The sequence below is a fragment of the Bacillus sp. GM2 genome, from assembly GCF_056155945.1.
Map to the genome: position 1 here is coordinate 735,041 of NZ_JBRKSZ010000007.1, position 23,934 is coordinate 758,974.

Annotated in this window: 29 protein-coding genes; 22 read left to right on the forward strand and 7 right to left on the reverse strand. The window is 47.0% G+C overall.

All coding sequences use genetic code 11. The annotated features are described in order from the left end of the window. Window positions 1–2: 2 nt before the first annotated feature. Window positions 3–854 carry a prephenate dehydratase gene (pheA, locus tag ACVC9U_RS04700; RefSeq protein ID WP_035339345.1) on the forward strand — a complete coding sequence of 284 codons (852 nt, stop codon included), beginning with the start codon at window positions 3–5 and terminating at the stop codon, window positions 852–854. 42 nt (window positions 855–896) lie between these two features. Here pheA and ACVC9U_RS04705 read toward each other — a convergent pair whose 3' ends face one another. Then, window positions 897–1,439 (reverse strand): transcription repressor NadR, encoded by a 543-nt coding sequence (locus ACVC9U_RS04705; protein WP_075752040.1) that lies wholly within the window; start codon window positions 1,437–1,439, stop codon window positions 897–899. Further along, window positions 1,408–2,586, reverse strand: coding sequence for an IscS subfamily cysteine desulfurase (locus ACVC9U_RS04710; protein ID WP_441390155.1), 1,179 nt, complete (start codon window positions 2,584–2,586; stop codon window positions 1,408–1,410). Before ACVC9U_RS04710 ends, ACVC9U_RS04705 begins: the two co-directional genes overlap by 32 nt. 100 nt (window positions 2,587–2,686) lie before the next feature. Here ACVC9U_RS04710 and nadB point away from each other — a divergent pair, with 100 nt between their 5' ends. The 7 genes from nadB (at window position 2,687) to ACVC9U_RS04745 (ending at window position 9,504) form a co-directional block, all read left to right on the forward strand. Then, the gene (gene nadB / locus ACVC9U_RS04715; RefSeq protein WP_075752042.1) at window positions 2,687–4,261 is read left to right on the forward strand and encodes an L-aspartate oxidase; all 1,575 of its coding nucleotides are present in this window, start codon (window positions 2,687–2,689) and stop codon (window positions 4,259–4,261) included. After that, entirely contained in the window at window positions 4,242–5,081 is an 840-nt protein-coding gene (gene nadC / locus ACVC9U_RS04720; protein WP_075752043.1) for a carboxylating nicotinate-nucleotide diphosphorylase, read from the forward strand. The genes nadB and nadC overlap by 20 nt, the downstream gene beginning before the upstream one ends. A gap of 21 nt (window positions 5,082–5,102) precedes the next feature. Further along, window positions 5,103–6,212 (forward strand): quinolinate synthase NadA, encoded by a 1,110-nt coding sequence (gene nadA, locus ACVC9U_RS04725; protein ID WP_075752044.1) that lies wholly within the window; start codon window positions 5,103–5,105, stop codon window positions 6,210–6,212. A gap of 115 nt (window positions 6,213–6,327) precedes the next feature. Further along, window positions 6,328–7,377 carry a SafA/ExsA family spore coat assembly protein gene (safA, locus tag ACVC9U_RS04730; RefSeq protein ID WP_441390156.1) on the forward strand — a complete coding sequence of 350 codons (1,050 nt, stop codon included), beginning with the start codon at window positions 6,328–6,330 and terminating at the stop codon, window positions 7,375–7,377. Window positions 7,378–7,549: 172 nt separating this feature from the next. Beyond that, entirely contained in the window at window positions 7,550–8,185 is a 636-nt protein-coding gene (locus ACVC9U_RS04735) for a YhcN/YlaJ family sporulation lipoprotein (RefSeq protein WP_075752046.1), read from the forward strand. 127 nt (window positions 8,186–8,312) lie between these two features. Then, window positions 8,313–9,035, forward strand: a complete 723-nt coding sequence (locus ACVC9U_RS04740) for a YebC/PmpR family DNA-binding transcriptional regulator (protein WP_075752047.1) — start codon at window positions 8,313–8,315, stop codon at window positions 9,033–9,035. 142 nt (window positions 9,036–9,177) lie between these two features. Then, window positions 9,178–9,504 (forward strand): hypothetical protein, encoded by a 327-nt coding sequence (locus ACVC9U_RS04745; RefSeq protein WP_075752048.1) that lies wholly within the window; start codon window positions 9,178–9,180, stop codon window positions 9,502–9,504. An 89-nt stretch (window positions 9,505–9,593) separates the two neighbouring features. Here the strand turns inward: ACVC9U_RS04745 and ACVC9U_RS04750 are convergent, their stop codons facing one another. Beyond that, window positions 9,594–9,773: a DUF8096 family protein gene (locus ACVC9U_RS04750; RefSeq protein ID WP_441390157.1), complete on the reverse strand. Its 180-nt coding sequence runs from the start codon at window positions 9,771–9,773 to the stop codon at window positions 9,594–9,596. Between the two features lie 403 nt (window positions 9,774–10,176). Here ACVC9U_RS04750 and ACVC9U_RS04755 point away from each other — a divergent pair, with 403 nt between their 5' ends. From ACVC9U_RS04755 to ACVC9U_RS04765, 3 genes are all read left to right on the forward strand, one after another. Continuing rightward, window positions 10,177–10,887, forward strand: a complete 711-nt coding sequence (locus ACVC9U_RS04755; protein WP_020452428.1) for a poly-gamma-glutamate hydrolase family protein — start codon at window positions 10,177–10,179, stop codon at window positions 10,885–10,887. A gap of 59 nt (window positions 10,888–10,946) precedes the next feature. Further along, entirely contained in the window at window positions 10,947–11,411 is a 465-nt protein-coding gene (locus ACVC9U_RS04760) for a DinB family protein (protein WP_441390158.1), read from the forward strand. Between the two features lie 108 nt (window positions 11,412–11,519). Further along, window positions 11,520–11,699, forward strand: a complete 180-nt coding sequence (locus tag ACVC9U_RS04765; RefSeq protein ID WP_145653880.1) for a small acid-soluble spore protein H — start codon at window positions 11,520–11,522, stop codon at window positions 11,697–11,699. An 80-nt stretch (window positions 11,700–11,779) separates the two neighbouring features. Here the strand turns inward: ACVC9U_RS04765 and ACVC9U_RS04770 are convergent, their stop codons facing one another. Both ACVC9U_RS04770 and ACVC9U_RS04775 read right to left on the reverse strand, forming a co-directional pair. Then, window positions 11,780–11,902 carry a hypothetical protein gene (locus ACVC9U_RS04770; RefSeq protein ID WP_023855401.1) on the reverse strand — a complete coding sequence of 41 codons (123 nt, stop codon included), beginning with the start codon at window positions 11,900–11,902 and terminating at the stop codon, window positions 11,780–11,782. Between the two features lie 70 nt (window positions 11,903–11,972). Continuing rightward, window positions 11,973–12,620 carry a protein kinase family protein gene (locus ACVC9U_RS04775; RefSeq protein ID WP_145653881.1) on the reverse strand — a complete coding sequence of 216 codons (648 nt, stop codon included), beginning with the start codon at window positions 12,618–12,620 and terminating at the stop codon, window positions 11,973–11,975. Between the two features lie 231 nt (window positions 12,621–12,851). On the opposite strand from ACVC9U_RS04775, the gene ACVC9U_RS04780 reads away from it, so the two are divergent. From ACVC9U_RS04780 to yajC, 7 genes are all read left to right on the forward strand, one after another. After that, window positions 12,852–13,373: a BofC C-terminal domain-containing protein gene (locus ACVC9U_RS04780; RefSeq protein ID WP_441390159.1), complete on the forward strand. Its 522-nt coding sequence runs from the start codon at window positions 12,852–12,854 to the stop codon at window positions 13,371–13,373. 122 nt (window positions 13,374–13,495) lie between these two features. Then, on the forward strand, window positions 13,496–14,101 hold the full coding sequence (gene ruvA, locus ACVC9U_RS04785; RefSeq protein ID WP_441390160.1) for a Holliday junction branch migration protein RuvA: 606 nt from the start codon (window positions 13,496–13,498) through the stop codon (window positions 14,099–14,101). A gap of 9 nt (window positions 14,102–14,110) precedes the next feature. Next, the gene (gene ruvB / locus ACVC9U_RS04790) at window positions 14,111–15,115 is read left to right on the forward strand and encodes a Holliday junction branch migration DNA helicase RuvB (protein ID WP_145652810.1); all 1,005 of its coding nucleotides are present in this window, start codon (window positions 14,111–14,113) and stop codon (window positions 15,113–15,115) included. After that, on the forward strand, window positions 15,108–15,308 hold the full coding sequence (locus ACVC9U_RS04795) for a DUF2905 domain-containing protein (protein WP_003183984.1): 201 nt from the start codon (window positions 15,108–15,110) through the stop codon (window positions 15,306–15,308). Before ruvB ends, ACVC9U_RS04795 begins: the two co-directional genes overlap by 8 nt. A gap of 40 nt (window positions 15,309–15,348) precedes the next feature. Then, window positions 15,349–16,377, forward strand: a complete 1,029-nt coding sequence (queA, locus tag ACVC9U_RS04800; protein ID WP_020452420.1) for a tRNA preQ1(34) S-adenosylmethionine ribosyltransferase-isomerase QueA — start codon at window positions 15,349–15,351, stop codon at window positions 16,375–16,377. Window positions 16,378–16,405: 28 nt separating this feature from the next. Next, window positions 16,406–17,551, forward strand: coding sequence for a tRNA guanosine(34) transglycosylase Tgt (gene tgt / locus ACVC9U_RS04805; protein WP_020452419.1), 1,146 nt, complete (start codon window positions 16,406–16,408; stop codon window positions 17,549–17,551). Between the two features lie 46 nt (window positions 17,552–17,597). Beyond that, window positions 17,598–17,861 carry a preprotein translocase subunit YajC gene (gene yajC, locus ACVC9U_RS04810; RefSeq protein ID WP_085959518.1) on the forward strand — a complete coding sequence of 88 codons (264 nt, stop codon included), beginning with the start codon at window positions 17,598–17,600 and terminating at the stop codon, window positions 17,859–17,861. Between the two features lie 175 nt (window positions 17,862–18,036). Here the strand turns inward: yajC and ACVC9U_RS04815 are convergent, their stop codons facing one another. Further along, window positions 18,037–18,420: a TIGR04086 family membrane protein gene (locus tag ACVC9U_RS04815; protein WP_003183976.1), complete on the reverse strand. Its 384-nt coding sequence runs from the start codon at window positions 18,418–18,420 to the stop codon at window positions 18,037–18,039. Window positions 18,421–18,575: 155 nt separating this feature from the next. Between ACVC9U_RS04815 and ACVC9U_RS04820 the strand changes: the two genes are divergently transcribed. Then, window positions 18,576–19,226 (forward strand): DUF421 domain-containing protein, encoded by a 651-nt coding sequence (locus ACVC9U_RS04820; protein ID WP_048349912.1) that lies wholly within the window; start codon window positions 18,576–18,578, stop codon window positions 19,224–19,226. An 8-nt stretch (window positions 19,227–19,234) separates the two neighbouring features. Here the strand turns inward: ACVC9U_RS04820 and spoVB are convergent, their stop codons facing one another. Continuing rightward, entirely contained in the window at window positions 19,235–20,788 is a 1,554-nt protein-coding gene (gene spoVB, locus ACVC9U_RS04825) for a stage V sporulation protein B (protein ID WP_009327771.1), read from the reverse strand. A gap of 117 nt (window positions 20,789–20,905) precedes the next feature. On the opposite strand from spoVB, the gene ACVC9U_RS04830 reads away from it, so the two are divergent. The 3 genes from ACVC9U_RS04830 (at window position 20,906) to ACVC9U_RS04840 (ending at window position 23,911) form a co-directional block, all read left to right on the forward strand. Continuing rightward, window positions 20,906–21,202 (forward strand): post-transcriptional regulator, encoded by a 297-nt coding sequence (locus ACVC9U_RS04830; RefSeq protein WP_003183971.1) that lies wholly within the window; start codon window positions 20,906–20,908, stop codon window positions 21,200–21,202. Between the two features lie 36 nt (window positions 21,203–21,238). Further along, window positions 21,239–23,464, forward strand: a complete 2,226-nt coding sequence (gene secDF, locus ACVC9U_RS04835; RefSeq protein WP_003183969.1) for a protein translocase subunit SecDF — start codon at window positions 21,239–21,241, stop codon at window positions 23,462–23,464. 153 nt (window positions 23,465–23,617) lie between these two features. Next, entirely contained in the window at window positions 23,618–23,911 is a 294-nt protein-coding gene (locus ACVC9U_RS04840) for a LapA family protein (RefSeq protein ID WP_003183967.1), read from the forward strand. The last annotated feature ends 23 nt before the right edge of the window (window positions 23,912–23,934 follow it).

The window sequence follows — 23,934 nt, forward strand, 5'->3', positions numbered from 1 at the left end:
GTATGAGAGTAGGTTATTTAGGTCCAGAAGCAACATTTACGCACCTTGCCGTCTGCTCCTGCTTTTCAGATGCAGACCAGCAAGCATTTAACACGATACCCGCATGTATGGATGCCGCGATGAACGGCGAGATTGATCTGGCTGTCGTCCCGCTTGAAAATGCGATTGAAGGATCGGTGAATCTGACAATAGACTACTTAATTCACGAACAGCCCCTTTATATTGTCGGAGAAATCACCGCTCCCATCCGTCAGCATTTACTTGTGCATCCTGCAAGAAAAGAGGCTTGGGAAGACATTCAGAAGGTTTATTCCCATTCCCATGCCATCGCGCAATGCCATAAATTTTTGCACAGCCGGTTCCGCTCCATTCCGTTTGAATATGCGACATCCACCGGAGCAGCTGCAAAATACGTGAGTGAACATCCGGACGAGAACATTGGCGTGATCGCCAATGAAATGGCAGCAGCTACGTATGGATTAGACATCGTCAAAAGAGATGTGCATGACTATGAATACAATCACACGAGATTTGTGATGCTTCATCCGGATCACGAGGCATCTCCGCCGGTCAATCCGCACTTGACGGGAAGGCCGAAAACGACTTTGCTGGTAACCCTTCCTTCGGACAAATCAGGGGCTCTCCACCAAGTGCTGTCGGCTTTCGCCTGGAGAAATTTGAATCTTTCTAAAATTGAATCGCGGCCGACAAAAACCGGTCTCGGCAATTATTTTTTCATTATTGATATTGAAATGGCACTGGACGACGTGCTGATTCCAGGTGCGATAGCTGAGCTTGAAGCTTTGGGCTGCAAGGTGAAAATGCTCGGAGCCTACAATGCGTATACATTATAAAGAAAAGGTCCTTTGCGTTGATGACGGCAAAGGACCTTTTCTTTATTCGGGAATGAGGATGCCCGCTTTTTGCAGGGCGTCGCAAGCTTGTTCGATCTTCTCTTCGTCATCTGCCTCCAATGTGTGCAGATGGGTGCCGTTTGTCAGTTGAGACAGATAAGCGGCGTTTGTCGACGAGATTTTTTTGACGAAATCCGAGACTTCTTTTCTTGTGCTGACCCTGATCGAAGCTGTTAAGTCGCCGTAGACCGGATGTTCAATCGTTACATCTTTCACGGTTACGCCAAAGTCGACGATCAGATTCAGTTCTTCTTCCGTTTTTTCCGGCTCGTGTTCACAGGCGATGAGCCGCTGAACCGGCTGTTTTTTGCCGAGGGCCGACCGCAAATACACGTATCCTTGGCTTGTTGCGATGATCGGTTCGTTTTTTGCTTTTAATAAAGAAATGTCCTGTACGATGACCTGCCGTGAAACAGATGCTCTTTTCGCCAGTTCGCTTCCTGTCAGCGGAGCCTCAGACTCCTTAAGCCAGGCCAGAAGCTGCTGGCGCCGCTCAGCTCCCGTAAGTTTTAATCCGTCTGTCAATCCGATGGTCTCCTTTCTCATGCATCATATCTTCAAAAACGTCCAACAGCTTATCAACATGTTCGCTTGTCGTATCGTATCCGAACGAAATTCGGACGAATTGAAGCGCGAGCTCCCTTGGGATCAAAAGGGCTTTCATCGTATTCGACGGCTCATGATAGCCCGCTGAACACGCGCTCCCGGTAGAAATGCAAATTCCTCTCCGATTACATTCCAGCATAGTATATTGTCCTTCAAAGGAATGAAAAAAACAACCTATAATATGCGGCAGAACATGCGAATTTGCCGAATCGGGCACAGCGAGGGAGACGGGAAGCTTCCGGGCTTTTGCCTTTTCCAGAAAACGGGCGCGCAGTTCCTGATGTTTGAGATACGCGGCACCCATACGCTTTATTGTCAACTCGGTAGCGGTAATGAAAGCGCCGATTCCAGGGACATTGACGGTGCCGCTCTTCAATCCGTTTTCATGCAAAGTGCCCGGGTAGACGGGTTTCCAGTTCACACCAGGCCGGATATAGACCGCTCCAACTCCTTTTGGTCCGTATACTTTATGGCTTGAAACAGATAAGGCATCAGCGCCGAGCTCATCAATGCAAACCGGAATCTTGGCAAAGGTCTGTACGCAGTCGCTGTGCAGGAGCACGTCCCGCTTATGCAAGTAAGCCGAAAGCTTTGCCAGGGGCTGGATGACGCCTGTTTCTGAGTTGGCATGCTGAATTGAGACGAGACCTGTATCAGGGCGGAGATGCCGTTCCAGTATCTCTGTTGTGATGATGCCTGAAGCATCGGGTTTCATCAAGTCGACTTTAAACCCCAGTATCTCAAGATGCCGCTTTAAAATGTGGATCGACTGATGTTCCATTTCTGTCATTAAAAAGCGCTGCTTTCCGGCGGGGAGTCCATTTAAGAGGGAGTGAATCGCCAAAAAATTGGCTTCGGTGCCGCCGCCCGTAAAATAAACGCCTTCTTCTTCCCCGGATAAAAGTTCCGCCATCCTTTGGCGGCAGTAGCGCAGAATGCTTTCGGCTTTCCCTCCCGCATCGTGCAGACTGCTCGAATTTCCGTACACGTCTGTGCTCAGTTTTTGAAACGCGTCCAAGGCTTCTTTTGCCGCCGGTGTCGTCGCTGCATAATCAAGATAAATCACAACTCTCGTCTCCCATTCTTTATAAAAAATACTTGAGTTTATTTTATCGATATGTAAATATAAGTGTCAAGACACATGTAAATTTACAGGAGGAGTCGACATGTCTCATCAGACGATAATTGTTGTCGGAGCAGGTGCCGCTGCGCTGTCTTTTGCTGCATCCATTCCGCCGTCTTATGAAGTGATTGTGATGACAAAAGCATCTGTAAAAGACAGCAATTCAACCCTCGCTCAGGGAGGAATTGCCTCGGCTGTATTGCCTCGCGATTCCTGGTCAGCTCATGCGGACGACACATTATATGCCGGATGCGGCCACAATCAAATCGAAGCGGTTCAAGATGCCATTAAAGACGGCCAGCGCCTTGTTGATGAGCTGATTCTTCAGCATTTCCCTTTTGATACTGACGAATCCGGAAAGCTCAGCCTCGGCAAAGAAGGCGCACATTCGATGAACAGAATTTTGCATGCCGGGGGAGACGCTACGGGGCAGGCGCTGATCCGGCACTTAATCGGAAGGCTCGGTCCTCATGTCGTATTGAAAGAATACGAAACGGCGGCGGATTTATGGATTGAAGACGGACGCTGTGCGGGCGTCTGGACGAAAGACCGCCAGGGAAAGGCTTTTCTCAGGAAAGCCGATTTTGTTGTGCTGGCGGCAGGAGGCTGCGGAAATCTATTTCAAATCAACACGAATAACCGTTCTGTGACAAGCGATGCGATTTCTTTGGCATATCGGGCAGGAGCCGAGCTCGCAGATTTGGAATTCGTTCAATTTCATCCTACATTGCTCGTCAAAGACGGGCGCGCACACGGGCTTGTTTCAGAAGCTGTGCGCGGAGAAGGCGCTGTCTTGGTTGATGAAAACGGACAGCGGGTGATGGAAGGCATTCACCCCATGCAGGATTTAGCGCCGCGGGACATCGTATCTCGTGCGATTCACGAAAAGCTGGCCTGCGGAAGCAGCGTATTTTTGGATATTACCCGCATATCAGACTTTAAAAGCCGCTTCCCTACGATTTCCTCTCTTTGCGAAAAAGCCGGAATTTCCATTGAAGAAGGCCGGCTTCCGGTTTCACCGGGCATGCATTTTTTAATGGGGGGCGTTTCTGTGAACAGATGGGGGGAAACGGACGTTCCACACCTTTATGTGATTGGGGAAGCCGCATGCACAGGCTTTCACGGCGCCAACCGTCTGGCAAGCAATTCTCTCTTGGAATGCATCGTCTTCGGAAGGAGAGCGGCGGATCGGATACAAGCTTATGAAAAACCTGAGCCTGTCAGAGGCCAATCTCCTCAGCCTGAGGATGTGACATATTCTGTTCCCCTGACAAATGTGAAGGATATTCAAAAACACATGACGGATCATGTAGCGATCGTGCGAACGGGGGATGAATTGACGAAGGTGAAAGAATGGCTTGAGCGAGTGCCTTTTCAAATCGTGAATGTGAAAGAAATCACAAAAGAACAGCTTGAATTAGCTCATTTATGGCAGACCGCCAAGCAGATGACGGTCTCGGCATTGATTCGTACAGAAAGCAGAGGCGGCCATTACCGTTCGGATTGCCCGGCGCCTGATGATAAAAACTGGCATGGCAAGCAAATCGTTCACACAAAAGGCGGGATCAAGATAAAACAAAACGAAGGGATTGTGAAATATGCAGCGGCTCATACTTAGGAACATGCTTAAAGAATTTTTCAAGGAAGATATCGGCTGGGGGGATTTCACTTCTGAAGCCGTTTTTGACGACAATCTTCAATGCGAAGCTGTCATCACAGCGAAGGATGACGGATTGTTTGCAGGAGAATTAGTGATTTTCGAAGGCTTTCGGCTGCTAGATGAAACGATCGCCGTGCAAATGCTGAAAACAGATGGCGAAGCGGTTCATAAAGGAGAAACGATCGCGCGGCTCAAAGGCCGTGCAGCTTCCCTCATGACCGGCGAACGGGTCGTGCTGAATCTCATTCAAAGAATGTCGGGGATCGCCACTTTAACAAAGCAGTCCGTTATCAGGCTGAATGATCCGGATATCGCGATTTGCGATACGAGAAAGACGACCCCGGGCCTGCGCATTCTTGAAAAATACGCGGTCAAAACCGGCGGGGGCTGCAATCACCGCTTTGGCTTGGACGGCGGCATCATGATTAAAGACAACCACATTGCCGCCTGCGGCTCGATTTTAAAAGCGGTTGAAAAAGCACGGTCAGCGTGCGGCCATATGGTCAAAATCGAAGTGGAGATCGAGTCTGAACAAGAGCTTCATGAAGCGATTGCGGCTGGTGCCGATATCATTATGTTTGACAATTGTCCTCCTGACAAGGTGAAAGCATTTGCGGAAATGACACCCGCCGGCATTATTACGGAAGCTTCAGGCGGAATTTCATTTGAAAATCTCGCCGCATACAGGGGAACAGGGGTGCACTGTATTTCATTGGGCTACTTGACTCATTCGGCGAAAAGCCTTGATATCAGCATGAATGTCGATCTGAAAAAATAAGCGGGATTGGAGAGGTGACAGATGTTTATTTTAAATTTGATTCATGACAGAAACGCCGGCATGATGCCGGAGCTGTATAAAGAATTGACCGAAGAAGAAATGGCCGGAAGGATTTTGAATATCAAAAAGAAATTCGGAGAAAGGCTGTTTATCCCGGGGCATCACTACCAAAAAGACGAAGTGATCCAATTTGCGGACGCGACGGGAGATTCGCTTCAGCTGGCGCAAGTCGCCCAAAAAAATAAAAAAGCGGAATATATCGTGTTCTGCGGCGTACATTTTATGGCAGAAACAGCCGATATGCTCACTTCGGACGAACAGATTGTCGTTTTGCCGGACATGCGCGCAGGCTGTTCGATGGCCGATATGGCCAACATGCAGCAGACGAATCGCGCCTGGGAAGAGCTTTCAGAGCTGTTTGGCGATACAATCATTCCCCTCACATATGTCAATTCGACAGCGGAAATCAAAGCTTTTGTAGGAAGAAACGGGGGAGCATCCGTGACATCCTCAAATGCGGCCCGCATGTTGACATGGGCGCTATCGCAAAAGGAGAGGATTTTATTTCTTCCGGATCAGCACTTGGGACGCAACACGGCATTTGACCTCGGCATTCCTCTCAGCAGAATGGCGGTATGGGATCCCATTGCAGAAAAACTTGAGTATAACGGCGATTATGAAGACATAAAAATCATTTTGTGGAAGGGGCATTGCTCTGTTCACGAAAAATTTACCGCGGCGAATATCAAAAACGTTAAAGAGCGGGATTCGGACATTAATGTTATCGTTCATCCGGAATGCACCCATGAAGTCGTCGCACTCAGCGATTTCAGCGGGTCTACAAAAAAAATCATCGATACGATTAATGAAGCAAAACCGGGGAGCAAATGGGCGATTGGAACAGAGATGAACCTTGTTTCACGCATCATTCAAGAACATCCTGATAAACAAATCGAATCCCTTAATCCAGATATGTGCCCTTGTTTGACAATGAACAGAATCGACATGCCGCATTTGCTGTGGTCGCTGGAGCAGATTGACAAAGGTGAACCGACAGGCGTGATCAAAGTGGATCAAGATATCGCAAAAGATGCCATTCTTGCGCTGAATCGGATGTTAACGATCCGTTAAATTTTTGGAGAACAAGTTTTTATCATAACCCCTCCGCTATGCGCATAAATTTGTGGAGAAGCATATTTGTTATTCTCATCTGTTCGTTCACGTTTTTGCATAGGAGGGGAAAACGTTGAAAATTCATATTGTCCAAAAGGGCGATTCTCTGGAAAAAATCGCGGAAAGATATGAAGTGGACTTTGAAGAACTGAAAAAGCTGAATTCGCAGCTGAGCAATCCAGATTTGATCATGCCGGGCATGAAAATCAAAGTACCGTCAGGGGGAGTGCCGGTCAAAAAAGAAGAACAGCTCAATATGCGAAAAGAGTTACCGAAAAAACAGCAGGAACATCCATTTGCAAAAGAAAAGCCGAAAAGCAAGCTTGATGTTGAAGATATAAAACCGAAAGAAAAGCCTTCGGTTCCTTATGTTCCGCCTGTCCCGAACATCGGACAGTCAAGTTTGCCTGAAGGCGACATATCGAATTTGTATCAAAGCGTCAATCAGCTTCACCAGCCGTACGCACCTCCAAAACCTTATGAACATCAAGAGAAAGGCCCCAACATGTATAATCCATGGACAAATGAGGAGGAGAATCATATGGAAAATGTCAATTATCCGAATGTTCCGCAGCCGCCGAATGTCGGTGCAGCAGGTGATGAAAATAAGCAGTTTCACGGCATGCCGAATGTAGCTGCTGCCGGATATCATCACCATCCGCATCCTTATCCGTTCTATCCTGGAGGCTGCTGGATTCCTGTTTCACCGGTGCTGTCTGGATCGGGATTATGCCACCCTTGGTATCCATATCCTGCTCAAATGATGCCTTACATGCATCAGCCTAGCTATGTATCTCCTGCTGAATATGACGGTGATGACAACATGGGGCATGACAATGTCGGTCATCACGGATATCATCATCAGCCGATGACTGCTCCGGCATATGCGCCTTATCAGCCGTTTCCGGGAAATGCACCGCCAAACGTCGGTCACGATCCCAATATGGCACACGGCAAAGAAGATGACTGCGGGTGCGGGCCGGGCCAATTCCCGGGAGGTTTTCCGGGTGCAGCGCCATATGGACAGATGCCGCAAATGGGAGCTCCGTACGGTATGGGCGGATACGGACAGCAGCCCGCAGGCGGACAGATGTTTAACAGACCGGAAGATGAAGAAGACTGATTCGGAATGGGACGATGATCTATCGTTCCTTTTTTATTGTGGACCGCTATAAACACTTTCATGCTTTTTCACGGACTGTCTATAACTGTCAAGGGTAACTCTTCACATCACGCACATCCTAAAAAAGAGCGCAATGCTCAAATTCAGCGGTTTTCTACGGGGGGTATTACCATTGGACAGCAAGCTGAAAGTGTTTTCGGGTATTTTGCTTTTGACAGCTGGTCTATCTGCCTGCGGAACGAACGACGCTATAGATAATGGAAACAATACGCGTCCGATCGGATATTATTCAAATGATGCAGATCGTAATAACGGTCTTGATAATGACGGTCCTGTTACAGAAATGCTTGAAAATATGAACGGGAGAAACGGTGCAACGAACGTGAACAATCGAGCGGGCAACGGGAATCCCGTTCCAACAGGCGATGGAACTTTCAGCCGGGGAGACATGAATTATCACAATCATTTGGTGAACACGGCGGACACAGGCTATAACAGACCAGAAAACCGTAAAATCTCCAGGAATATCACTGGACGCGTCAACAAATTGAATTATGTTGACGAGAGTCAGGCCGTGGTAACGAACGAAACGGTCATCATCGCGGTACGGTCAGATAAACGGCTGACAAATAATGAGAGAACTCAAATTAGAAAAGCAGCCAAAACGTTTGCTGGAGACCGGACCGTTCAAGTTGTCGAGGATGACGGCGCATTTACAAGGCTCCGCGAAATGAACGACGACCCTCAGAACATTAGGGATCGCGGAGACACGACGAATAACAATTTGAACCGCTTGCGCAACCAATGACAAGCAGGGAATTGCCGGGGATTCCCCGGCAATTTTTTTGTGAGCGTTCGGCCGATTTCTTTACAAAAACGGAGAAAACCGTATAAAGTGTACATAGAGACGAGAATTTTTTTGGAGGTAGAAAGATATGGCTGGCCATTCTAAATGGAAAAATATTCAGAGAAGAAAAAATGCCCAAGATGCTAAACGCGGCAAAATTTTCATGAAGCTTGCCAAAGAAATATATGTAGCCGCAAAAGAAGGGGGACCCGATCCCGAATCTAACGCAAGTCTGCGTCTCGTCATCGATAAAGCCAAAAATGCAAACATGCCAAACGACAACATCGACCGCGCCATCAAAAAAGCTTCCGGCAGCCAGGATGGAAAAAGCTACGAGGAAATTACGTATGAGGGCTACGGCCCAAGCGGTGTGGCTGTCATGGTCAACTGTTTGACAGATAATAAAAACCGGACGGCGACAAACGTCAGAACCGCCTTCAGCAAAAACGGCGGCAGCTTGGGGGAAACAGGATGCGTTTCTTATATGTTCGACCGGAAAGGATATATTGCAATCGAGCGTGAAGATCTTGAGATAGATGAAGAGGAGTTTATGCTTGAGGTTATTGATGCCGGTGCCGAGGAGCTCGAAACGAGCGAAGAGCTGTTCGAGATTTATACTGAGCCCGAACAGTTTGAAGAAGTAAAGAAAAACTTGGAGGAGCGCGGCTACCAAATGGCGACAGCCGAAATTACAATGGTTCCGCAAACCTATGCAGAGGTCGATGAAGCACTTCAGGAAAAAGTCGAAAAGCTCATTGACGTACTTGAAGATGATGACGATGTGCAGGAAGTGTATACGAACGTTCATTAAAAAGGACGCCGCACCGGGTTCGCGGCGTCTTTTTATGTATCATCAACCAATTAGCAGCCGTATCAAGCTGCTGCGGAAACAGGATTTGATTTTTTATCATATATTGTGAAGGAGTATGTCATTATGAGAGGAGGATCTGCAAATGGCTGAACAGCACGGGAATGAGAAGTCTTTCACGGCTATGGGCGGCAGTCCGCAAGACAAGGAAACCGCTCAAATCATCGAGAGAGTCAACGGCCTTATCACGGGATTTGGCGAATCGATCTATGAGCTGGTTCAGAAAAACAGCGGCATCGATCTGAGAGAGGCCGATTTCACAAAAAGCGAAAATGCGGAACTTAATGAAGCGATCCAAAATGTCATCAGCGAATATATTCAAAATCTCAACAATCTGAATGCCGATCTTAGCGGAAAGATCGGTGAATCGATCAACGGCTTTGTCACAAACAAAGATCAAAAAGATGTTTAAACATTTGACAGCATGACGTGTATTGCCGGCAAAGCTGCATTCAGCCTTGTCGGCAAGTTTTTTTATACATATGAGAATATGCTGTAACGCTAAATGCTTTTTTTCATGCCGCAGCGCCGGCATTCACGCAAAAACTGCCCGTTTTTTACAGAGGTTTTAAAAAGGGTGTAATCGCAATTGTCGCACCGTCCGTGGCGGACATCCGGATATTGATTGTAATCATAAACTTTTGTCAGGTCGTAGCCTTTTGTTTCATATTCTGTTTCCATGTTTTATCACCTGCATTTTTATTGTCGGTAATAGGATAACAGAACGGGGATGAAAAGAAAATATAACATCTGCAGCCGGCAGACGCGGCAGATTTTACTTTTATCAAACCGTATACCCCGTTTCTGATAGAACGCCTCATTCTCAAGCGGGATAGGCTGTAGGGAAAGTCGTGCAACAAGAGACGCCGATTCTTATGAGATTTTTTTCTTAAAATTTATCGATCTTTTAAACTAATGAAAAAGCATCATTTTATTTAAATTTTTATTTTTTATCAAACTTATTCATAATTGAACACGTCATGTCTAAAGCGTAAAATAACTGTGTCACAAAAAAGCCAAATATACAATGAGGCTTGGAGGACATGCTTAGAAATCGAAAGGTAGTGTAAAAGGGGAATAATCAATGAAGAAAAAAGTACTCATCTACTTGGTGATCGCAGCAGTGATGATAAATGGCGTATACAGGTGGTTCGAAAAAACAACCCGGGAGAACTTTCAGATCCAAGCCGGGGACAGATACATGAATTTCAAGGAATTGCAGGAACACGAAAAAAGCGGCTATGACATTGAGTACCACGAAAAAGCGGGAAGCGACTGTTTAATTTTTTCGCCACACGGAGGAAGAATAGAAGGCGGAGTAAGCGAGCTTGTCAGAGCTTTCAAAGATGATTATTCAACTTATTTATTCGAAGGAAAAAAGGATGAGAACAACTCGGATCTTCATATTACAAGCACAAACTTTGACGAGCCTCTGGCATTGCAGAAAATAAAAGAACACCGCTATACCATCGCATTCCACGGCTATTCCGGCGACCGCCCGCACACGCTTGTGGGAGGAACGGATAGAAAGCTGGCAAAAGCCATCGTCAAATCTCTGAAAAAGTCTGACTTTTCCGCAGAATTGGTCAAAGTGGACGGGAAATTTGCCGGAACTGCCGAGGAAAACATCAATAATGAAAGCCAGTCAGGAATGAGCGTGCAGCTTGAAATCAGCACGGCTCAAAGGAAAGAGTTTTTCGAAGACTTTTCCTATAAAGAGAGGGAGGAAACAAAAACGAGAACATTCCGCAAATATGTCAAGGCGGTCCGAAGGGTGCTGCAGGACAGATGCTGAAAATGGAAAGTCGTGTTATTCTGTGTATGAACTGCTAAAACATGAAGGAGGAATAAAAAATGGAACGAAAAGACCGCATCGTTCAGGAATTTATGTCCCACCGCCTGGTGACAGAAGAACTGATTCAAAAGATTGATGAAAAACATCTCGATTACAAACCGACTGAAACGTCGATGCCAGCGAAGGAACTTGTCACGCATATGCTGCAATCTTTCTATGCCTTTGCTTCGGCGGCAAAAGAAGGGAACGGAGAGTCTTTTAAAAAGAAACCGGAAGAAACAGGGACAAGCCTGAGCGAGCTTGCTAAAACGTATACAGAAAAAACAAAAAAGCTGCTTGAATCTTTTACGGATGAAGAATTGGATCGTGAAGTCGATTTGACCGGCGTCTTCGGACGAAAAGTAGCCGGCGAACAACTGCTGCAGCTCGCGATCGGACACGAAATTCATCACAAAGGCAATCTGTTTGTTTATGTGCGTGAAATGGGACACACGGATCTGCCTTTGTACGTAAAGATTCATTGATTACGGGAGCCTGAAGATAACCCTTCCTTGAAAGAAAACCGGCTAAAAAGGAATACGAAAGCAGCCGGGTGTACACATTATGAGTAAAAGCTAAAGGAGGGTGTCAGCATGAATACGCAGCGTGCCCAGGAAATCGTCGAATCACCCGACATGGTTGATGTTACTTATAACGGCAGGCCGATTTATATTCAGCGTGTCAACGAACAAAATGAAACGGCAAGAATCTTTCCGCTCGGCCAGCCGGAGAACGAGCAGGAAGTACCGCTCACAAATTTGAAAGAGCATTAAAAAGCAACCCCTTCTGATGAAGGGGTTTTGTATTTGACTGATCACCCGGCCATCAAAAAAACACCCGAAAGCCCGGGTGTTTAATTTATGATTTTCGCAAGTCCTCTTACTGCCAGCCTCAGCACATAAAACAACGGCTCAAGCAAATCAACGAGATAAAGATAATCCCATTTATCATCATTTCGTTTCTTCTTTTTCTTCAACAGCTGTTTCTCCCTTCCTGACTGTAATGGGGTTATTTCATATACGGACGTGCTTTCTTTAAGTTTCAAATTACGGGTGAAATTTGTTTTTTCTGGCGGCCCATTGTTTTTGAAGCCAGCTTTTTTTATAAAGATAAGCGATCAATTCCATCCACAGCTTAGGAAGCCTTTGCGGGAAACGGCTTTTTTTATAAATGGTTTGATAGGCTGTTTTTAAGTCATCCCACTGTCTGCATTCTTTCGTCTGCAAAAACCTGGCGACATCGATGACTTTGATTGTCCCAGCCGGCGTCAGTATCAGGTTTCGGAGGTGGATATCGGATGGATTCAACCCTTTTCGCTTCGCATCATTCAATGCGCGGTCGACCTCGCAGATCATGTCATCATCGATCGGAATGCCTTTGTTTAAACACTCATAAAAAGTGTATCCTTTAATATACTCCATTAAAATATATGATGGCCCTGTTTCATATATATCAGGATAATAATTCGAATCAGAAAGCTTTTTGTAAATCTCCGCTTCCCTTGCGGCGATGTTCTTAAATTCGGGAAAAAAGACTTTAAGAGCCATTTCCCTGCCCTCTTCAGTCAGCTTAAAAACGTATGCGCTCCTGCCTTTCCCGATCAACTCTAAGTCATCGGGTTTTTGGATAAGTTTATTGAACTTTTTTTTCGTATTATACTTTACGGCCTCTGCATAGGTTTGCGCCTTTTTCACGCTGAACTCACCTTCTTTTTAAGGGCTGGTCAAACGAAAAACTCTCTATAATGTTGTTTATACATGAGAACGGGCGGTTTTGCACCTTAAATGCTTTTGAGTTCTTCATATTGGTTTGAAAATGTAACATTCGTAAACCGGTTGTCATCTAATTGCTTTTTTAGATTAATTTTTAAAAGCGTTGGTCAAACTATGGATATGATCGTTAAGGCAAAAAAGAAGGTGATATTGATGAACAGCCAAAGCAAGTTCAAAATCGGTTTAGTGCTTATTGGAAGTCTGCTGGCCGCGCTCAGCTTTCACCTGGAGGCCCTGGCCGAAAAGCCGGCTACAGTTCAAATCCAGCTTGAAAAGGTTTATCTGGACGGGGACGTTGGAATCGAAAATAAAGTAGAGGCCGCTCGAACAATGGAAGACTTTAAAGCTGCTTATAAAGGGTGGCAGCTCATCGATCAGAAAAAGGGGTTTATTCTGTTTCGCAAACAGGTGGACGACATTTCTCCCCTCAGCAAAACAAACGGTTATATCGGAGTGACGGAAGACGGCGTGATTTCGACTTTCCACGGCCGCCCTGGCATATTATCAGAGCCGATTCAATCGTTTTTTCAGATTGATATAAAGCGCCTGGAAAGCCGGATGGCGGATGATTTGCGCAAAGGGATCCCATACCGCACGAAAAAGGAATTTGAACATGTCATTGAAGCCGTAAAATCATCCGGAAGCCAACATCATGTAGAAGATATGAAGACATGACGCTGTTATGTCTTTTTTCAGCTGCAGACAGAAGCTTTTTTAGCGAACATATGTTAACTTTTTCATTCTAGCTTTGCCTGTTTTGTGTTACAATGAAGAGCAGTCAAAGAGGTGAATGAACGTTGATCGAATTCGTAAAAGGGACGATTGATTATGTATCGCCCCAATATATTGTCATTGAAAACGGCGGGATCGGCTATCAGATCTTCACGCCAAATCCGTTTATTTATAAGAAAAACAGCAAAGAAACAATCTATACATACCATTATGTAAGAGAAGATACGAATGCGCTGTACGGCTTTTCGACAAGGGAAGAAAAAATGCTGTTTACGAAAATGCTGAATGTTACAGGAATCGGCCCAAAAGGAGCGCTTGCGATCCTCGCTTCCGGCGATCCGGGAGCGGTGATTGAAGCGATCGAGAATGAGGATGAAGCGTTTCTCGTCAAGTTCCCCGGCGTAGGCAAAAAAACGGCAAGGCAGATCATCCTTGATCTGAAAGGGAAGCTTGCGGACGCCGTTCCTGAAATCGCGGCCGATCTGTTTAACCATGAAGAGCGGGAGCAAATTCATGAAGCGGAAACGGCTCTTGAGGAGGCGCTTGAAGCATTAAGAGCGCTCGGCTATTCCGACCGGGAAATTAAAAAAGTCCAGCCTCATTTGAAAAAGGAAGAGGCGCTTTCGACGGATCAATACGTTAAAAAAGCATTGCAAAAATTGTTAAAGTAAGGTGATATCATGGATGAGCGGCTTGTATCAAGTGAACTAGACAACCATGAATCAGCGATTGAGCAAAGTCTGCGTCCGCAAAGACTGGCTCAGTATATCGGCCAGGAAAAAGTGAAAGACAACCTCAAGGTTTTCATTGAAGCTGCGAAAATGCGGGAAGAAACGCTTGACCATGTCTTGTTGTACGGGCCGCCGGGATTGGGAAAAACGACGCTCGCTGCGATCATCGCCAACGAAATGGGAGTCAATCTCAGAACGACGTCAGGTCCGGCGATCGAGCGCCCCGGCGATTTGGCGGCGATATTAACGGCTCTGGAGCCAGGCGACGTTTTATTTATTGACGAGATCCACCGTCTGCACCGTTCGATCGAAGAGGTGCTGTATCCTGCGATGGAAGATTTCTGCCTTGATATCGTGATCGGCAAAGGGCCGTCGGCGCGTTCTGTGAGGCTCGATCTTCCTCCTTTTACGCTTGTCGGCGCGACCACAAGGGTCGGGCTTTTAACCGCGCCTCTCAGGGACAGGTTCGGCGTTCTGTCAAGGCTTGAGTATTACACGCGTGACGAGCTTTCGGAAATCGTGATCAGAACGGCGGAGCTGTTTGAGGTCGACATCGATTCGCTCTCGGCTCTCGAAATCGCGAGACGGTCAAGAGGGACGCCGCGGATTGCCAACAGGCTTTTGAGGAGGGTCAGGGATTTTGCCCAGGTGCTTGGAAACAGCTCCATCACGGAGGAAGTGGCGGTTGATGCGCTTGAACGCCTCCAGGTTGATAAACTCGGGCTTGATCATATCGACCGCAAGCTTTTAATGGGCATGATCGAAAAGTTTGGCGGCGGTCCAGTCGGCATCGATACGATTTCGGCTACCATCGGTGAGGAGTCTCACACGATTGAGGATGTGTATGAGCCGTATCTTCTTCAAATCGGTTTTATTCAAAGAACGCCGCGGGGGCGCATCGTAACCCCTGATGTATACAGCCACTTTAAAATGGAGGTTCCGAACCGTGACTGAATTTCCAAAGATTTTAATGGTGCTGGGCGCCGTCATTTTTGGCATCGGTTTATTCATGCAAGTCATCGGCAGGCTCCCCGGCGATATTTTTGTAAAAAAGGGAAACGTGACATTTTTCTTTCCGGTTGTTACATGCATTGTCATCAGCATCATTCTGTCCGTGGTGTTTTCCTTTTTCGGACGAATGAAATGACGCGACATTCAAGTCTATAGATAGAGTAAGGTGAAAAAAGATGAAAGTAGAATTATTCGATTTTGACTTGCCTGAACGCCTTATCGCACAGGTTCCTTTAAAAGAGCGGGATGCGTCCAGGCTGATGGTGCTGGATAAAAAAACAGGAGAAATCACTCACAGCACGTTTAAGCACGTGATTGATTTTCTGAACGCAGGCGATTGCATCGTGTTGAATGATACGAGGGTGCTACCGGCCCGCTTGTACGGAGTCAAGGAAGAGACGGGCGCAAAGGTTGAAGTTCTTCTGTTAAAACAGGAGGAAGGGGACGTATGGGAAACGCTTGTCAAGCCCGCAAAGCGGGTCAAGCGCGGAACCGTTCTTTCGTTTGGAGACGGCCGTCTAACGGCGGTCTGCACAGAAGAGCTCGAGCACGGCGGAAGAAAAATTGAATTCCGCTATGAAGGAATTTTTTACGAGGTGCTCGAATCGCTCGGCGAAATGCCTCTGCCTCCTTATATTAAAGAACAGCTCGATGACAGAGAGCGCTATCAGACGGTTTACTCAAAGAAACAAGGATCGGCGGCTGCGCCGACGGCCGGGCTGCATTTTACGGAAGAGATTCTCGATGCGCTCAGGAAAAAAGGCGTGCATATTGCGTTTATTACCCTTCACGTCGGGCTCGGGACATTCCGGCCTGTCAGTGCGGAAAATGTAGAGGAACACGATATGCATGCCGAGTTTTATGAAATGTCGGAAGAAACGGCAGCATTGTTAAACCGCGTCAGACAGGAAGGCGGAAAAATCATTTCCGTCGGCACGACATCGACGAGGACGCTTGAGACCATCGCTTCCGAACATGACGGCCGCTTCCGGGAAGCGAGAGGCTGGACATCGATTTTTATTTATCCAGGCTACACATTCCGGGCGATTGACGGGATGATTACCAATTTTCATCTTCCGAAATCGTCCCTCATTATGCTTGTCAGCGCGCTCGCAGGCAGAGAGCATGTGCTTTCTGCCTACCGCACCGCAGTGGAACACGAATACCGCTTCTTCAGCTTCGGAGATGCCATGTTGATCAAATAAAATTCAAAAAGATTGGAGGGCTCATAATTTGTCGCAGCAACCGATACGCTATGAGTTCATAAAAGCATGTAAACAAACAGGAGCAAGGCTGGGGAGAGTGCACACCCCGCACGGCTCATTTGAAACGCCGGTGTTTATGCCCGTAGGAACGCTCGCCACCGTTAAAACGATGGCGCCGGAAGAGCTGAAAGAAATGGGTGCAGGCATTATTTTAAGCAATACGTACCACCTTTGGCTGAGACCGGGCCATGACATCGTCAAAGAGGCGGGGGGCCTTCATCAGTTTATGAATTGGGACCGCGCCATTTTGACGGATTCAGGCGGCTTTCAGGTGTTTTCCCTGAGCGAGTTCCGCAAAATCGAAGAGGAAGGCGTTCATTTCCGCAATCATTTAAACGGAGACAAGCTGTTTTTATCTCCTGAAAAAGCGATGGACATCCAAAACGCCCTCGGATCAGATATTATGATGGCGTTTGACGAATGCCCGCCGTACCCGGCAGAGTACGATTATATGAAGAGGTCTGTTGAGCGGACGAGCCGCTGGGCGGAAAGGTGCCTGAAAGCTCACAAACGCCCTGACGAGCAAGGGCTTTTCGGAATCGTTCAAGGCGGAGAGTACGAAAACTTGAGAAAACAAAGTGCGAAAGACTTGATTTCACTGGATTTTCCGGGATATGCTATAGGTGGACTATCCGTCGGAGAGCCGAAAGACGTGATGAACCGTGTGCTGGAGTTTACAACTCCGCTGCTTCCTGCGGATAAACCGCGCTATTTAATGGGGGTCGGCTCACCGGACTCTCTGATTGACGGAGCCATCCGCGGAGTGGATATGTTCGATTGCGTGCTGCCGACAAGGATAGCGAGAAACGGTACGCTCATGACGAGCGAAGGGCGTCTCGTCGTGAAAAATGCCAAATATGAAAGAGATTTCAGACCGATCGACGAGCAGTGCGACTGCTATACGTGCCGCAATTACTCGCGCGCTTATATCAGACATTTAATCCGCTGTAACGAAACGTTTGGAATTCGTTTAACTTCTTATCATAATCTTTATTTTCTGTTAAAATTAATGGGGCAAGTCAGAGATGCCATTCGTGAAGATCGTTTAGGTGATTTCCGGGAAGAGTTTTTTGAGCGCTACGGTTTTAATAAACCAAATGCTAAAAGTTTCTGACACATAAACGAAGAAAGCGATAAAGCCATTTGAAAGGGGTGAAAAAATAATGGAGATGCTTGGAACATTACTTCCGATTATTTTAATGTTTGCGGTTCTTTATTTCCTTTTGATCCGTCCGCAGCAAAAGCAGCAGAAGGCTGTCCGCCAGATGCAGGAGGAGCTGAAAAAAGGAGATAAGGTCGTAACGATCGGCGGCCTGCACGGCATCGTTGATTCAATTGACGAAAGCAAGGTTGTCATCAAAACAGGTGACAATACCCGTCTGACATTCGACCGCCGCGCGATCAGAGAGGCGTCAGCAGAATAGCCGAAAGGCTGATACATAAGCATCGGAAATCAGACTGTCGCAGGACGTGAAAACGGCGCTAGCGCCGTTCCTTATGTCTTGATGAAGCCGCAGTTGTTCCTGATGTGACATGGCATAAAAGAAGCCTTATGGGCACGAGAAAAGGGAGCGGACATCCGCTCCCTTTTTGCTGCCTTTATGCACGGCTCCCCTGCAGATTGACCCCGAAAACCCCGCCCAGCATGCTGACTCCCAAAAAGCCGGAATGATAGAGGAGCTGCTTCAAATTGAAGGCCTCTCCAAAGCCGAGATATTGAAACAAAAGCACCGTAAGGGAGAAGCAAAGCGCTGTCAACCCTCCGCTCAGCCACCCCTTTTCCTTCGATTTTCCTCCCGCAATAAAACCGCCGATGAACAAGGTAATAAAAGATATGGCGGTAATCAACCAGCTGAATGAACTTTCGGTTAATGATGTGAAGGTAAGGAGCAGCGAAATAAGCAGGCTTCCTGCAAACATCAAAGCGAAAATGACCACCAAGCTGTATAAAATCCCTTTGCCGACTTGTTTTGGTTCGTTCATCACGATCCTCCTTTCAAAATAGACGGGCTCGTCTTTTTAAATGTATTCTGCATGTTTCGCAAATAGACTAGCTCCCCCGACCTTTTATACATAAAAGACTCAAATTAACAAAGGCTATGTTTATGATCATGATAGGCGGAAGGAGGCGGGCCGTAATGGATGAAATCTTAGCTCTTACGTTTCGGACGATCGTTTTGTATTTCATCATCTTTATTTTGTTTCGCTTGATGGGGAAGAGGGAAATAGGCGAGCTGAGCATACTGGATCTTGTCGTTTTTATCATGATGGCCGAAATCGCGGTTTTGGCTATTGAAAATCTCGATGACCACCTTCTCCATACGATCATCCCGATTCTCGTTTTGACGCTGATCCAGGTTATATTTGCATATCTGTCATTGAAAAATCAAAAAATCCGCCGGCTTCTCGATGGAAAACCGACGATTATCATAGACCGCGGAAAAATTGATGAACACGCCATGAGGACACAGCGCTATAATTACGATGATTTGATGACGCAGCTGAGAGATAAGAATGTGGAACGAATCGGGGATGTTTCATATGCGATTTTGGAGCCGACCGGGAAGCTTTCAGTGTTTACAAAAGACGGGCCGAACAAAATGATCGAACTGCCGTTGATTATTGACGGAGTTGTTCAGAAAGAAGAATTGGAAAAGATCGGGAAGGATCAAGAGTGGCTTGAGCAAAAGCTTGAAAAAAGAGGACACCGCGATCTTTCCAAAATTTCTTATTGCACTTACAATAAAGGTTCTTTTTTTATTGACATAAAGGATGAATTCAAGCCTTAAAAAGAAAGCTATGAAATCCAGCGGCCGAACAGCGGAAACCGCTGGATTTCTTCCTTTTTGACCAGCTTGAAGGCAATCAGAAGGAAAACGTAGAGACAGCTTGTAACCGCGATACATAAAAGCAGGCGCATCGGCTCGGACTGGGCTAAAAAAAGGTGTTCTTTCATCAGAAGGCTGCCCCACCCTGATATCAAAATGACGCCGAAGGATACGATATATTCTTTCAGGTTAATGCTGATGGGAAGCACTTTGCTGACGGTTGCAGCGTGCAGCAAAGTGACAAGGATGATTCCCGTCAAGATCGCAAGCGCAGCCCCCATAATGCCAAGCGAAGGCCGTGAAGCGAGAACAAAAATGAGACCGGTTTTCACAACGGCGCCGACCAAGCTGTTCATCATTGCCGCGCCGGCCAGGTTTAAAGCCTGCAGGACGGCCTGCAGGGGGCCTTGGAAATAGTAGAACAAAAAGAATGGAGCCATGATTTTGACGTAAATGGCGGCATTTGACGACCCGTACATCACGCTGACCAGCTCATCAGCATACGAAAATAAAATGACCGCTGATATTCCGCCGCTTAATAGGCAAAGCCTCATCGCCTGCTCAAGCCTGTATTCCACAACCTGCATTTTTTTCTGCTCGATTCCTTCGCTGATGGCGGGAACGAGCGCGGTAGACAGCGAATATGTGATAAAGCTCGGGAGGGTGAGAAGCGTCAGGGCAAAGCCGGTCAACTCCCCGTACTGGCTCGTTGCGGCGGAAGCGGCGACCCCTGCTATCGCAAGGCTTTGCGCTACGACAATCGGCTCAAAAAACCATGACAGGTTCCCGATAAAACGGCTGCCCGTCGTTGGGAGCGAGACGCTCATCAGCTCGAAAAAAGTCGTTCGCCCCGCTTTAAGCGATTGGAAAAAACGTTTTCTGATGCGGATTTTCTTTTTGTATTTAAAGGCGACGAACAAATAAAGGAGTGAAGCCAATTCGCCAAACACGGAAGACAGCATGGCGCCCGCTGCTGCATACTCGATGCCGAGCGGAAGGAATGCTGTCGTGCAGACGGCGACGAGCGATATCCGGACAATTTGTTCGAGAACCTGGGACACGGCAAGCGGCCGCATATTTTGCTTCCCTTGAAAATAGCCCCTCAGCACGCTGGAAACGGCAATGATCGGCACGACCGGCGTAACCGCCAAAAGCGGATAAAGCGTTCTTTTGTCTGTGAGCAGCGTATCGGCCATCAGCGGGGCGTAAATGAGAAACACCGGAGTGATGATGGCGCTGAGCGTCCCGGTGATCGCAAGAGACATCACTAAAATCTGTTTTGTCTTCCTATGGTCTCGGCGCGCTTCCGCTTCAGCGACCAGCTTGCTGATGGCGACCGGGAGGCCGAACTGGGTGAGGGTGACGGCCAGAAAAAAAGTCGGGGCCGCCATCATGTAAAGCCCGACGCCTTCACCACCGATGAACCTTGCGATGACAATCCGGTTGATAAAGCCGAGCATTCTCGTAATCAAACCCGCCGCTATTAAAATGAGCGTTCCTTTTAAAAACGTCTGCTTCGTCATTTCTAGAGTCCCCTGCCTTCTCAAACAACCTTTAATCATATACAATAAGATATGCGCATACATCGTCCAAGCATGACAAGTCTCTCTGAAAAAATGTGAAAGGAGCGTGGCTTTGGCATGGGCAAACATCCGGCTGATCTGTACAAGGATCATTTAAAACCCTTTCTTCGCAGCAAGACGGAAGAGTTTAGAATACTCGGTTATGACGATATTGAAATAGAGGAATTGTGGTCATACTTATTGAATAAGAAATGGAAGAACCGGAAGGATGTTCAAATTCACCAGCTGGCCGGTGACATTTTATCTGTGAAAATTGGCGAATTTATGAACTATGCAACCGTAGAATCGTTTAAAACGTCTAATTTACTCGACAGCAAAGAAGGGCAGGATATGCTCGATGAGCTGCTGAGGTAGCCGTTGATTTTGGTTGATTTAAGGAGGAAATACATAATGAAAAAAGGACGCTTGATTGCGTTTTTCCTTACCGTTCTCTTGATCGGTACAGGACTGGGAATGTTCACGAAGCCGGCTGCAGACAACATCAGCCTCGGCCTTGATCTTCAGGGCGGTTTTGAGGTTCTGTATGAAGTCCAGCCTGCCAAACAGGGCGACAAAATTGACAGGGATGCCCTCATCAGCACGGTTGAAGCGCTGAACCGCCGGGCGAATGTATTAGGCGTCAGCGAGCCGAACATTCAAATTGAAGGAAACAACCGGATCAGGGTTCAGCTTGCCGGCGTCGACAACCAGAACAGGGCGCGGGAAATCTTATCGACACAGGCTCAACTTACGTTCAGGGATACGAATGACAAAGAGCTTTTGAACGGTGCGGATCTTGTCGAAAACGGCGCCAAACAGTCGTTCAAGCAGGATACGAATGAGCCGATCGTGACGATCAAGCTGAAGGATGCCGATAAATTCGGCGAAGTGACGAAGAAAGTGCTCGATATGAAGCCGAACAACCAGCTCGTCATCTGGCTTGATTACAAAAAAGGCGACTCTTTTAAAAAGGAATCGCAAAAAGCGGATCATAAATACATTTCCGCTCCGAATGTCAGCCAGGTGCTGAATACGTCAGACGTGATGATTGAAGGCAACTTTACGATTCAGGAAGCAAAAGACATGGCGAGCATTTTAAATGCGGGAGCTCTTCCTGTCAAACTCGTTGAAAAGTATTCGACATCCGTCGGAGCGCAGTTTGGGGAGCAGGCTTTGAATGATACCGTGTTTGCGGGAATCATTGGTATTGCTATTATTTTCTTATTTATGCTTCTTTACTATCGCTTGCCTGGTTTTATTGCGGTCATTACGCTTTCGGTCTACATCTACATTACACTGCAGATATTCGACTGGATGAATGCGGTTCTGACCCTTCCGGGGATCGCGGCTCTTATATTGGGCGTCGGGATGGCGGTTGACGCCAACATCATTACGTATGAACGCATAAAAGAAGAGCTGAAGCTCGGCAAATCGGTCCGTTCGGCTTTTAAAGCAGGAAACAGAAGATCGTTTGCAACGATTTTTGATGCCAATATTACGACGATGCTTGCCGGAATCGTGCTTTTCATATTTGGTACAAGCTCTGTCAAAGGCTTCGCGACCATGCTGATCCTATCCATTTTGACAAGCTTTATTACAGCTGTCTTCCTGTCGCGCTTCCTGCTCGGCCTGCTGGTCGAAAGCCGCTGGCTTGACCGGAAAAAAGGCTGGTTTGGGGTGCGCAAAAAAGACATTTTGGATATCAGAAAGACAGACGAAAATACGGAGCCTCCGAACCCGTTTTCCAAATGGGATTTCGTCGGGAAGCGCAAATGGTTCTTTGCATTTTCGGGCGTTCTTCTGGCCGCTGGTCTTATCGTCTTGCTTGTGTTTAAGCTGAACCTCGGCATCGATTTCTCAAGCGGATCGAGAATCGAAGTTCAAAGCGATCATAAGCTGACAACCCAGCAGCTCGAAAAGGACTTTGAACAAGTCGGGCTTGATCCTGACTCGATCGTTCTTTCAGGCGAAAAAAATGATCATGGCGTCGCCAGGTTTGTCGGCGTGCCGAATCAGAAAAAGATCGCTGAAGTGAAAGATTATTTTAAAGACAAATACGGAAGCGAACCAAATGTCAGCACCGTATCGCCTACCGTCGGCAAGGAGCTGGCGAGAAATGCGCTTTATGCGGTGATCATCGCGTCAATCGGGCTCATTTTGTATGTCTCGATCCGCTTTGAATACAAGATGGCGATTGCGGCTATTACTTCATTGCTGTATGACGCGTTTTTCATCATTGCCGTCTTCAGCCTGACAAGGCTTGAGGTTGATGTTACTTTCATTGCTGCCGTGCTGACGATCATCGGCTATTCGATAAATGATACAATTGTAACGTTTGACAGGATCAGGGAGCATATGAAAAAGCGCAAACCGAAAACCTTCAGCGACTTGTCGCATATTGTGAATTTGAGCTTGCAGCAGACGTTCACGCGTTCGATTAATACGGTGCTGACTGTCGTCATTGTCGTCATTGCACTTCTCATCTTCGGCGCTGCATCGATTTCGAACTTCTCTGTTGCGCTGTTGGTCGGACTTTTGAGCGGAGTATATTCATCACTCTACATCGCAGCTCAACTATGGCTTGTCTGGAAAGGGCGCGAACTGAAAAAGCCGAAGCGCAAGCCTGCAGAAGAATAAATAATGGACTGCCCGCACTGCCGGGCGGTCTTTTTTTGATTTGAATAGAAAAAAAGTTGTTTTGGCGGCTTTCTATCGATCTTCTTTTTGTTTAAAATTGGAGCAGAGCGGGAAAATAACGCTAGAAAACGACGCGAATGGAGAGAATATCTCATGAACAAACAATGGACGTTAATTGCTGCACTTATTTTTACATTAATTGTTGCTGTTTTCGCGGTCATTAATGTTGAACCGGTGAAGGTTGATTTTCTTTTTGGTACAGCAGAATGGCCTTTGATCCTGGTGATTTTGGTGTCGGTATTGATGGGGGCGCTTATCATCGGCTCGGCCGGCGCTTTCCAGATCATGCGGCTGAAAAAAGAGCTCAAGACGCTCAAGAAAGAAGAACGGGCAAAGCATCCTGAACTCGAAGCCGAACCGGCGGCGCCCGAAAATCAGAAAGACTAGAAAGATTGTACGAAATAAATTGA

Bases quoted from the DNA above. Each gene is read 5' to 3' on its own strand.
- ACVC9U_RS04740 (WP_075752047.1), top strand. From the start codon at position 8,313: ATGGCTGGCCATTCTAAATGGAAAAATATTCAGAGAAGAAAAAATGCC.
- ACVC9U_RS04745 (WP_075752048.1), top strand. From the start codon at position 9,178: ATGGCTGAACAGCACGGGAATGAGAAGTCTTTCACGGCTATGGGCGGC.
- spoVB (WP_009327771.1), bottom strand. From the start codon at position 20,788: ATGACGAAGCAGACGTTTTTAAAAGGAACGCTCATTTTAATAGCGGCG.
- nadC (WP_075752043.1), top strand. From the start codon at position 4,242: ATGCAGCGGCTCATACTTAGGAACATGCTTAAAGAATTTTTCAAGGAA.
- ACVC9U_RS04820 (WP_048349912.1), top strand. From the start codon at position 18,576: ATGGATGAAATCTTAGCTCTTACGTTTCGGACGATCGTTTTGTATTTC.
- secDF (WP_003183969.1), top strand. From the start codon at position 21,239: ATGAAAAAAGGACGCTTGATTGCGTTTTTCCTTACCGTTCTCTTGATC.
- ACVC9U_RS04760 (WP_441390158.1), top strand. From the start codon at position 10,947: ATGGAACGAAAAGACCGCATCGTTCAGGAATTTATGTCCCACCGCCTG.
- ACVC9U_RS04750 (WP_441390157.1), bottom strand. From the start codon at position 9,773: ATGGAAACAGAATATGAAACAAAAGGCTACGACCTGACAAAAGTTTAT.
- queA (WP_020452420.1), top strand. From the start codon at position 15,349: ATGAAAGTAGAATTATTCGATTTTGACTTGCCTGAACGCCTTATCGCA.
- ACVC9U_RS04780 (WP_441390159.1), top strand. From the start codon at position 12,852: ATGAACAGCCAAAGCAAGTTCAAAATCGGTTTAGTGCTTATTGGAAGT.
- ACVC9U_RS04815 (WP_003183976.1), bottom strand. From the start codon at position 18,420: ATGAACGAACCAAAACAAGTCGGCAAAGGGATTTTATACAGCTTGGTG.
- nadB (WP_075752042.1), top strand. From the start codon at position 2,687: ATGTCTCATCAGACGATAATTGTTGTCGGAGCAGGTGCCGCTGCGCTG.
- ACVC9U_RS04765 (WP_145653880.1), top strand. From the start codon at position 11,520: ATGAATACGCAGCGTGCCCAGGAAATCGTCGAATCACCCGACATGGTT.
- nadA (WP_075752044.1), top strand. From the start codon at position 5,103: ATGTTTATTTTAAATTTGATTCATGACAGAAACGCCGGCATGATGCCG.
- ACVC9U_RS04830 (WP_003183971.1), top strand. From the start codon at position 20,906: ATGGGCAAACATCCGGCTGATCTGTACAAGGATCATTTAAAACCCTTT.
- pheA (WP_035339345.1), top strand. From the start codon at position 3: ATGAGAGTAGGTTATTTAGGTCCAGAAGCAACATTTACGCACCTTGCC.
- ruvB (WP_145652810.1), top strand. From the start codon at position 14,111: ATGGATGAGCGGCTTGTATCAAGTGAACTAGACAACCATGAATCAGCG.
- ACVC9U_RS04755 (WP_020452428.1), top strand. From the start codon at position 10,177: ATGAAGAAAAAAGTACTCATCTACTTGGTGATCGCAGCAGTGATGATA.
- ACVC9U_RS04840 (WP_003183967.1), top strand. From the start codon at position 23,618: ATGAACAAACAATGGACGTTAATTGCTGCACTTATTTTTACATTAATT.